The organism is Vibrio sp. RW (genome assembly GCF_027587105.1).
Classification (GTDB): domain Bacteria; phylum Pseudomonadota; class Gammaproteobacteria; order Enterobacterales; family Vibrionaceae; genus Vibrio; species Vibrio toranzoniae.
On sequence record NZ_JAPPTM010000051.1, the window covers coordinates 1 to 9463 of the forward strand.

Annotated in this window: 10 protein-coding genes; 6 read left to right on the top strand and 4 right to left on the bottom strand. The window is 41.2% G+C overall.

The genetic code is table 11. The features are described from left to right. Both OCT63_RS20955 and cadR read right to left on the bottom strand, forming a co-directional pair. Window positions 1-356: hypothetical protein (locus tag OCT63_RS20955; protein ID WP_269984542.1), on the bottom strand; the 356-nt coding region annotated here is incomplete at its 3' end. A gap of 845 nt (window positions 357-1201) precedes the next feature. Further along, window positions 1202-1651 carry a Cd(II)/Pb(II)-responsive transcriptional regulator gene (cadR, locus tag OCT63_RS20960; RefSeq protein WP_269984543.1) on the bottom strand — a complete coding sequence of 150 codons (450 nt, stop codon included), beginning with the start codon at window positions 1649-1651 and terminating at the stop codon, window positions 1202-1204. 170 nt (window positions 1652-1821) lie between these two features. Between cadR and OCT63_RS20965 the strand changes: the two genes are divergently transcribed. The 3 genes from OCT63_RS20965 (at window position 1822) to OCT63_RS20975 (ending at window position 5260) form a co-directional block, all read left to right on the top strand. Then, a complete protein-coding gene (locus OCT63_RS20965) occupies window positions 1822-4026 on the top strand; it encodes a heavy metal translocating P-type ATPase (protein ID WP_269984544.1) in 2205 nt (734 codons plus the stop codon). 93 nt (window positions 4027-4119) lie between these two features. After that, a complete protein-coding gene (locus OCT63_RS20970; RefSeq protein WP_269984545.1) occupies window positions 4120-4641 on the top strand; it encodes a disulfide bond formation protein B in 522 nt (173 codons plus the stop codon). Next, window positions 4628-5260, top strand: a complete 633-nt coding sequence (locus tag OCT63_RS20975) for a DsbA family protein (RefSeq protein ID WP_269984546.1) — start codon at window positions 4628-4630, stop codon at window positions 5258-5260. Before OCT63_RS20970 ends, OCT63_RS20975 begins: the two co-directional genes overlap by 14 nt. A gap of 68 nt (window positions 5261-5328) precedes the next feature. Here the strand turns inward: OCT63_RS20975 and OCT63_RS20980 are convergent, their stop codons facing one another. Next, complete coding sequence (locus OCT63_RS20980) at window positions 5329-6741, bottom strand: HAMP domain-containing sensor histidine kinase (RefSeq protein WP_269984547.1); 1413 nt, start codon at window positions 6739-6741, stop codon at window positions 5329-5331. Further along, complete coding sequence (locus tag OCT63_RS20985) at window positions 6734-7465, bottom strand: response regulator (protein WP_269984548.1); 732 nt, start codon at window positions 7463-7465, stop codon at window positions 6734-6736. Before OCT63_RS20985 ends, OCT63_RS20980 begins: the two co-directional genes overlap by 8 nt. A 179-nt stretch (window positions 7466-7644) precedes the next feature. Here OCT63_RS20985 and OCT63_RS20990 point away from each other — a divergent pair, with 179 nt between their 5' ends. The 3 genes from OCT63_RS20990 to OCT63_RS21000 all read left to right on the top strand — a co-directional run. Further along, entirely contained in the window at window positions 7645-7968 is a 324-nt protein-coding gene (locus OCT63_RS20990; RefSeq protein WP_269984549.1) for a hypothetical protein, read from the top strand. Window positions 7969-8027: 59 nt separating this feature from the next. Further along, a complete protein-coding gene (locus tag OCT63_RS20995) occupies window positions 8028-8195 on the top strand; it encodes an SHOCT domain-containing protein (RefSeq protein ID WP_269984550.1) in 168 nt (55 codons plus the stop codon). 1032 nt (window positions 8196-9227) lie between these two features. After that, window positions 9228-9463, top strand: a 236-nt coding sequence (locus tag OCT63_RS21000; protein ID WP_333482698.1) for a S24 family peptidase, incomplete at its 3' end; no start/stop codon positions are given.

The window sequence follows — 9463 nt, forward strand, 5'->3', positions numbered from 1 at the left end:
GCCCGACTCGTAAAGTAAAGAACCTTATCCTGCACCTCATCATAGTATGGAAAACGATTTTGATATTCGTTAAGGGTATTGTCTTTAAGCTCTCGATAGTCGTTGAAGATTTTTTGTGCCTTGGCCGTACTCTTTATAGCGATATGCTTATTATAGTCACCTGCGATGGGGCAGGTTTTGCTTACCGAATGTGCGGTTAAATCAGGATTAAGATAGAACGTATCACACATAGTACGGTTACAATAAAAAGTATCTGGATCATCTTCTAGGTCGATAATCCACCAAGATAATCCCGAAAAATTTAGGAGCTCATCGCATTGCTGATAGTACTTTTCAATCCTCGAATTCGGAAACATCTCCCAACGATCCTTTTATATACAACTAGTAGGCCAATTATAGATGATACTCAACATAAACTCACTGAACCGAATGTATCGAAGGTTCAAAACAAGCACTACACTGATTAGCACCTTTCCTGTTTTTCAATCGGTTAGATGCATTTAGAACTGTGCACCTTCGCTTTAGTTCTAGCAGATAGCTTAAAGGTATTTCATCGGCATTAGCAGCTCTATAGAGCTTCGATAGCTTAGTTTTGTATCTTCGACTGGTATAGCGCACGAAAATCTCCGAATGAGTAGCCACCTACTTGGTAAAGTCAGTTTAACTTGGTTCTGTGCCTGAATCGCTAGCATAGATATGCAAATGTGATACTAGGCAGAAATTGTTAAAAAGTGCAAGATTATGGGAGTAAATGAGCACCGCTCTTGAGTTCCCTTTCAATCCTGCAAGCCTGATTGGTTGGGGGCGAAATTTATCGGTCTAAAATCTCACCAGCAAGCAATGAGGCATAAATGAGCCAGCGAAGATCCCGCTGAAATTGTGAAGATCCCGCTGAAATTGTGAAGATCCCGCTGAAACGTCTCTGGACACAAACGTTTTAGGCGCTTCGGGCGGAATCTACCCATCGGATCACTTTTGATATCCCGTAACGAAACCTGCCACCTCCTTCTGCGGAGGGAGAGATGAACTGTTCTGGACAAACCCACTCATTATTGATGGAATTGCCAGTTGCGCTTTATGCAATGTGTTCCTAAGAATATGCAAAACTTGGTTGAATGTTGATAAATGAGTATCTTGAAAGAAATATTCTAATTCACGCTAAACACCATCACAACGACACGGACATGTGAAGCCTGCACTTTTAATGAACCCCACCTAAATGCTTGCTTTTATTGCGGTTCGTAGAGACAACCTTTTCGTTAGCATTTAGTTTTTCTACAATGCCACATTCTTCCAGCGAACGCCTAGAATCGCATTCATTTCTCAATTTTGTCAACTCGCTCTCTAATAGTTTCAACTCTTTAATTCGATCTTGAACATGCTCCAGATGCTGACTAATAACATTATCAATGGGAGAGCAAGATGTACTATCGGAGCTCATCGCGTGCAACAGCGTTCGTATTTCATCATGGGCCATATCCAAAGCCCTGCAACGGCGGATAAACAAAAGCCTTTCTAGGTGAGTGACATCATAACGGCGGTAATTGTTCTCCAATTCTCTTTGAGCTTTAGGTAATAGCCCTTGTTTTTCATAGTATCGAACGGTTTCCACCGGACAGTCCGCTTTTTTAGCGAGTTCACCAATTTTCATCTATGCCTCTTTAAGTCTTGACTTTGTAGTAGGATCAGGCTTTTTAATGTTGATTATAGTCAATGATAGAGATGATGAAAATGAGTGATTGTACGGACAAACATCTTAGTGAGGATGCTAATACATGCTGTAGTTCAACACATAAGCATTCTCATATAACAAAAGATAACATGGGTGCTCACCAACATGCTGAAACGGTTCTCCAGCATGATAAAAATGGCTGTGATTCATGTTGTACGTCTGCTCCTAGCAAACTTAAGAGCTTATCTGGCTCTGAAAAGATTGGAAATGATGTCCGTACTGAAGTTCGTATTATGCAGATGGACTGCCCCGTTGAAGAGCAGTTAATTCAAAAAAAACTTGGTGAGATGAATCAGGTAAAGAAACTTGAATTCAATTTAATGCAAAGGGTGCTAGCTATCACTCACACACCAGATTCCTTGGATATGATACTAGTCGCTATCCGTTCGCTTGGGTTTGAACCAGATGTATCTGATGACAGTCAGATTCACAAAGTTCCTCATGAAAAGGAGAAACCATTGTGGCCATTGGCTTTGGCTGGTATCTCAGCGATAGGGTCGGAAGTGGCACATTGGACAGGGATGCCGGAGTGGGTTCAAGCCACATTAGCATTAATTGCTGTACTGTCTTGTGGGTTAACAACTTATAAAAAAGGATGGATATCTATACGCAATGCTAATCTCAACATGAATGCATTGATGAGTATCGCGGTTACTGGTGCATTTATTATTGGTCAATGGCCAGAAGCGGCCATGGTTATGGTATTGTTTACTATTGCTGAACTAGTTGAAGCAAAATCACTCGACCGAGCTAGAAACGCTATCAGCTCATTAATGAGTTTAACACCTGATACGGTGATAGTTCAGCAATTAGATAACTCTTGGAAAGAAGCTGATGCTCAAACCGTGCAACTTGGTGACATTGTCAGAGTAAAACCGGGGGAACGTATTGGTCTCGATGGCAATATCATTAAAGGGCAAACCACCATCAACCAGGCCCCTATTACTGGTGAAAGTATGCCAGTCGATAAGATTGAAGGTGACTCAGTTTTTGCAGGAACGATTAATCAGGCTGGAGCTATTGAGTATAGAGTGACCGCAGCAGCTAACAATACAACTTTGGCACGCATTATTCATGCAGTAGAAGAAGCTCAAGGTGCTAAGGCTCCAACTCAACGTTTTGTTGATCGTTTTTCTCAAATCTACACACCCGCCGTTATTGCGATTGCATTCGCAGTTGCTGTGTTACCACCCATTTTGGGGTATGGTGAATGGTTAGATTGGATTTACAAAGCGCTTGTTATGTTGGTGATTGCTTGTCCTTGTGCACTTGTTATCTCTACGCCTGTCACTATTGTTAGCGGCCTGACAGCGGCAGCACGTAAAGGCATTCTGATTAAAGGAGGTGTGTATCTTGAACAAGGGAGAAAATTAGAAGCACTAGCTTTAGATAAAACTGGAACGATTACCCACGGAAAACCAATGTTGATTGACGTTATGACTTTCAACGAATGGACAGAAGATTCTGTTTGCTCAATAGGGTTTAATCTTACAAATCTATCTGACCACCCAGTATCTACCGCCATTGCCACAGCGCTATCTACTCAAAAAAGGATTGATGTAGGCGATTTTAAAGCCATTGCAGGCGAAGGCGTATCTGGAACAATCGCCGAACATAAATATTACTTGGGTAATCAGAATCTTGTAGAGAGACATTTTACTATACCCACGGACATTAGAAGCCATATTCACAAGTTAGAAAAACAAGGTAAGACCGTGTCATTGCTTCATAACGGTATCCAAGTTCTGGGACTATTTTCAGTGGCAGATACTGTAAAGGAAAGTAGTCGTGCCGCGGTTCAACAACTCCATGAGTTGGGCATAAAAACGATTATGTTGTCTGGAGACAACTCACATACCGCATCAGCAGTTGCGTCTCAAGTCGGTATTGACGAAGCTCATGGCAATCAGCTTCCAGAAGATAAGTATTGTACTGTTGAAACTTACTCCAGTAACGGTGTTATAGGTATGGTGGGAGATGGCATTAATGATGCGCCTGCACTGGCGGCTGCACATATTGGGTTCTCAATGGGAGCTATGGGAACTGATACCGCCATTGAAACATCTGATGTCGCATTGATGGATGATGATCTACGAAAAATCCCGACATTTGTCAGCTTGTCTAAACGTACCTACCAAATACTGATACAGAATATTAGCTTTGCTCTTGCTATAAAAGCCCTATTTTTAGCCCTAACTTTTGTTGGCGTGGGTACTATGTGGATGGCAGTTTTTGCTGATGTTGGCGCAAGTTTACTTGTTGTAGCCAATGGGTTGAGGCTGCTGAAGAAGTAATGGCCTAAACTACTCATTGTGATAAATATCATCATGGGTTCGGCTTTAATCACAATAGAGACTGATATACATTTTTATTAATATGGAGTTACTTTGAAAACATTAACTAACTCGACACTTGTTGGGATATTCTTACTTTTATCGAGTGTTGGGATGGAGCTATTTGGCCTCTTCACACAATACTACCTAGGCTTCGAACCTTGTGCGAACTGTGTTCAGATTCGACTATTTATATTGTTTATTGGTATAGCGGGTATATTACACATCTTTGCAAATCAGAATGACATAACTAAGATTTCGACGTTGTTGTTATCACTCATCGGCACCTACTTTGCGTTGCAGTTTTCGTGGGATAACCACTTGATTGAAACGGGTCAAAAACTTTCAAGTTGTAGCTATGGCTCTCCATTTCCGAGTTTCATACCTCTAGATTCATGGTTCCCAACCATGTTCGAAGCTAAAGGCCCATGCGGGACACCATCTCCACTGTATGGAAACATAACTTTTACCGACCTATCGATTTTTGGCTTATCCTTGTTGCTCGCAATGATAACGATAACACTTGGTGCAAACCTTTATAAGATTAAGGAAAAAATTCGTAATGAACCAAAATAAAATTGTACTTTCAATTACTTTGCTAATGGGGGCACTGCTCACTGCTTTTATGTTTAGCTGGTATCAACAGCAAAATACTGTTGATATTTCAGTTAAAAACAATGAGCTCGAACGGAAATATTCAGCAAGCTTTGGCCCCGAAGCAGCCAAAGTAACCATCGTAGAGTTTTTTGACCCTGCTTGTGAGGCTTGCAGAGCATTTTACCCTTTTGTTAAGAAAATAATGAACGAAAACCCAGACGATATTCGCCTCGTATTGCGTTACGCTGCGTTTCATGAAGGCTCAGATGAAGTCGTATTAATGTTAGAGGCGGCAAGGCGCCAAGGGCTTTATAGTGAGGTGCTCGTATCTATATTAGCAGGACAAAACTCTTGGGCTTCACACAGTAAACCAAATTTAGCAAATGTCTGGAACATTGCTGAAAGTGCAGGATTGGATATTTCTAAAGCTCGCGAAGACATGGAAGATCCAGATATAATTCAAATACTTGAACAAGATACAGCGGATGTAAAATCGTTAGGGATTCAAAAAACGCCAACATTTTTTGTAAACGGGAAGCCTTTAGAGAGCTTTGGTTCACAGCAGCTCTATGACTTAGTGCAAAGCGAGCTCAAATAGGCGCAATACCTCATTAAGTACCTTGAAGATAAACACCTTCAAGGTACCTTAGGTGTAGAGGAATGGTGTCAATGTATGGCAATCGTAAATGTACACTTCAAACCATGAGGTTTATTGCGACTTAACAGTAGATTTCCACCGTAATTGTTCGCCAATGCTTTCGTGATAGAGAGGCCCAATCCGACATTCGAGTAATCTGTACTTCTTGCTGAGTCTAGACGAGTAAAGGGTTTTATGACCTCATTTAACTTCTCGCTCTCGATACCCACACCTGTATCTGAGACCGTAAACTCAATTAAGTCGGAATGTTTGGATACACCCAATGATATCCCACAAGATTCACCGCCATACTGGACTGCGTTGTTCACCAGATTTTCTATCATTCTCCGAACGGTAATAGGTGGAATGTATTCTATCAAGCTACCTGTACCTTGATACCTAATTACCACTTTTCTGTCGCTGTATTCATCCACGATGGTCTGTAATAAGCTATCAATGTCTGTCTGTTGCCTTTCTTCAATTTCACTATCATTTTTAGCAAAGCTCATGGTGGCCTTTAACATTTTTTCCATAATGGAAATTGAGTTTAGCATTTGCCTTTTATCTTCACTCTCCTCTGCGAACTCCAACCTAAGCCTTAGACTGGTTAAAGGTGTTCTCAAATCATGAGAGATAGCGGCAAGTAGACGTGTACGCTCTCGAATGAAATCAGAGATATCGACCTGCATTTTATTGAATGCTTTGATCGTTGGGAGCAAGTCTTTTGGGCCATCGGCCCTAATCGGAGTGACCTTACGACTAACAGCAAAATCAGATGCTGCCTCACGCAATGTTTGAATAGGCTTGAGAGCACGATGAATGATAAAGATAGCAAGAGTTATCGTTAATAACATCACCATGCTCAAAGCGAAAACAACAGAAGTTGACCAATGAGTTACTTCTTCTCGAATGCCGGAAGAGAAGTTCAACCACTTACCATTTGGCAACTGAACTGAACCATCAATGGTAGCGAGATATCCCATACGAATTGCCTGACGATCTCGCATAGACATCCCTGACATCATGCTACTTCGCATTGACATCATTGTATTGTGCATATCCATGAGAGGGCGAGCTTGTTCTACTAGTAGTAGATTTATCGAGTCCATCCCCTTTTCTTTAAATCTTGCGATGAGCTTATCTGTTTCTTTAGAAGTATCATTCGTTGTTGGTACATGTGGTCGAATCGTTATGGATAATGTCAAATCTGAGCTACTACTTGCTTCTAGAATAGAGAGATGTAGAGATTCTGGTGTTTGGCCTAACAGCTCAATCATGGTCATCACTCTTTGAACAGCAGAAGAGGAGGAGAGCAGGTTTAGTGTCCTTGTACTCTCAGAAGAGAGTAAATTAAGCGAGAGGTAAAAACTGGTGAGAAAGCCAAATAAAACAATCGCTCCAATTTGATAGATCAAACTAAGGCTTCGAATCCACTTAATCATGATCATTACTTACCTCACAACTAAGCTGATAACCACCTCCCCAAATTGTTTTGATTAGTTTTGGCTCTTTGGGGTTTACTTCGACTTTACGTCTTAGCCTGCTAATTAATGTATCAATCGCTCTGTCATAGACATTAGCCCCTCTGCCCTGAACCAGTTTTAACAAGTCCTCTCGAGACAAAACAACATTAGGGTGAGTTAAGAAAGCAAGGAGTAACTCAAATTCTGTCGACGTTAAAGAAACTAAAACGCCACTACGATCAAGTAGTTCTCTTGTGGTTGTATTTAACGTCCAGCCAGCAAACGTGTAATTGGGGTGAGTGGTAGAGGCTTGTTCACTGACACTTGGGATAGCGAAATGTCGCCTTAACACCGACTTAATGCGAGCGAGCAACTCTCTTGGGTGAAAGGGCTTAGCAAGATAATCATCTGCCCCGACTTCAAGACCAATAATTCGGTCAATCTCTTCTCCCAGAGCGGTCAGTATAATGATAGGGATATTTGATGTCGCGCGAACTTCCCGGCACAAGGTCACACCATCTTTACCGGGTAACATTAAATCGAGGATGATGAGATCAAACGACTGCTGACGCATGGCTTTTTCCATGCTGTCACCCTCTTCAGCCGTGACAACATAAAAGCCATGATGTGTCAAAAAGCGTTTTAGTAGTTCTCTAATCTCAGCATGGTCATCAACCACCAAGATTTTATAGGTCTGCTCCATTAGAATCCTCAATGTTCTCTATACATTATTCAATATAACCAGTTTGTTACAGAATGTGTGACAAAGTGTGTCAATCTGAGGCTTTGCCATCATTTGTCAAAAACAAATGTATTTACGACACACATTCGAATGTAAAAACTGTTGTAATAAAAGTGAAGAAGACAAATGAGGGATGAACCATGAAAACACTCACTAAATTACTAGCAGCAGTTACTGCTCTCGTTATTTCTGTCAGCGTGTTTGCACATATGGGCGGAGGAAGAGGCGGTTATGGATTTATGCATTCAATGATGAATACAGACAATCCACACTATCAGACAATGCTGGAACTGCGAAAAGACCCCGAGGCTATGCAAGCTTGGATGCAGAGTATGCATGACAACCCAGAAGCCATGAGAGAATGGATGAAGCAGGTTCACGGTGACGACTACGCAAACCACAATCGCAATTTTGGGTGCCGCGGAAATCGCTTTAACAATAACCAAGCACCTGCATCAGAGTAGTTTACGAGGTTAATATGCACGGATATTATGATTGCGGGTTTGATATAGGATACATGCCTATGATGCTGTTATGGATCGTTGTTATTGGGGTTGTTCTTTGGGTGATTTTTTCTCCGAAAGGTGGTTCACTAATGCAACGAGAAACCCCTTTGGATATTGCGAAAAAGCGTTATGCCAAAGGAGAAATTACTCGGGAAGAACTGGATAACATCAGACAAAACTTATGAGTTAATCAAGAGCCAAATGATTAGTAATATCTGATGGCTCTTCGTATTTGGCTTGTGCTATCTCATCCGCGCATTTCGCTCTATGACCAAAGTTTGTAAGTGTAGTGGATGAATCAAAACTCAATTAGGAGTTGTAGGGTAATTCTAGCAATGAAGGTAAAAGAGCGACATAAAAAGTCGAAGTTTTGTAGGATTAGGTTGTCACTTCCTATAAGGCATGTGCGCAGACTTATTTGTCATACGTATAGTTAAAGTTCTCTGTATCTCCTAAAACAAGCCAGTAACTTCGCCCCTGAACACTCATAGATCCTTTTATACATATAAGATAAAATTGCGATCTTTGGCCTTCAACGCATTTGCATAATCATTCAAATAAAAAAACATTGGTTGGCCCCCTCATTCTGCTCAATTTTGGGAGTTTTTTGAGCACCGCACTTTAGCTCCCAATCACTCATGCAAGCGCGATTAATTGAGGACGGAATTTATCGGTCTAATATCTTGCTGGCTCATAAAGGGGCAAAGGTGATTTAGGCAACCGGGAAGGATTTCTTCCTAGTTGCCATATACGGAAAGGGGCAAAAGTCGTTTAGAGCATTTACGTTAAGTCGGTTTTGTCCCGAAGCGACTTACCAATCCAATTAAAATTTCACTCTCACCGCATAACTATTATTAACGTCACATGAGTTATATTTGGGTAAATTGCGACTGATTGAAATCGCAAATTTGTTAGACGAAACCAATAATGGGGCATAAATGCTTCAGCCAGACTCGCAGTATCAAAACTCTACAATAGCAATCGACGACTAACCCGCAGCGTAAAGAAAGTCCCTTTACACCCTACCCTCTTTTCAAGCATTTTTATCGGTGTATGTATATGAAATTGGCGAATTATGCACGATAGGTAGCCCTACTGCCGACCCGACACATCCTAAAACACTTAGTAGGATAAGTGCGGTATTTTCTTTCTAATGTCCTTGACGATCAAACCGTTTAGTTCCAAAATAACTGTATATACGTACAGTTATTTTTATTATGAAAGTTATCCCTATCTTAGCAAGCGCTGGTATTACAGGCTTTGAAAGCCCTGCTGCTGAATACAGACAACTAGGAATGAGCCTTGATGAACTGCTAGTTGAGCATCCAAGTGCTACATTCATCGGACAAGCAATGGGGGAATCTATGCAAGAAATTGGCATTTTTGATGGTGACTTGTTGATTGTAGATCGTCACGTTGCCGTCCAAAACCTTGATGTAATCGTGGCCAATTA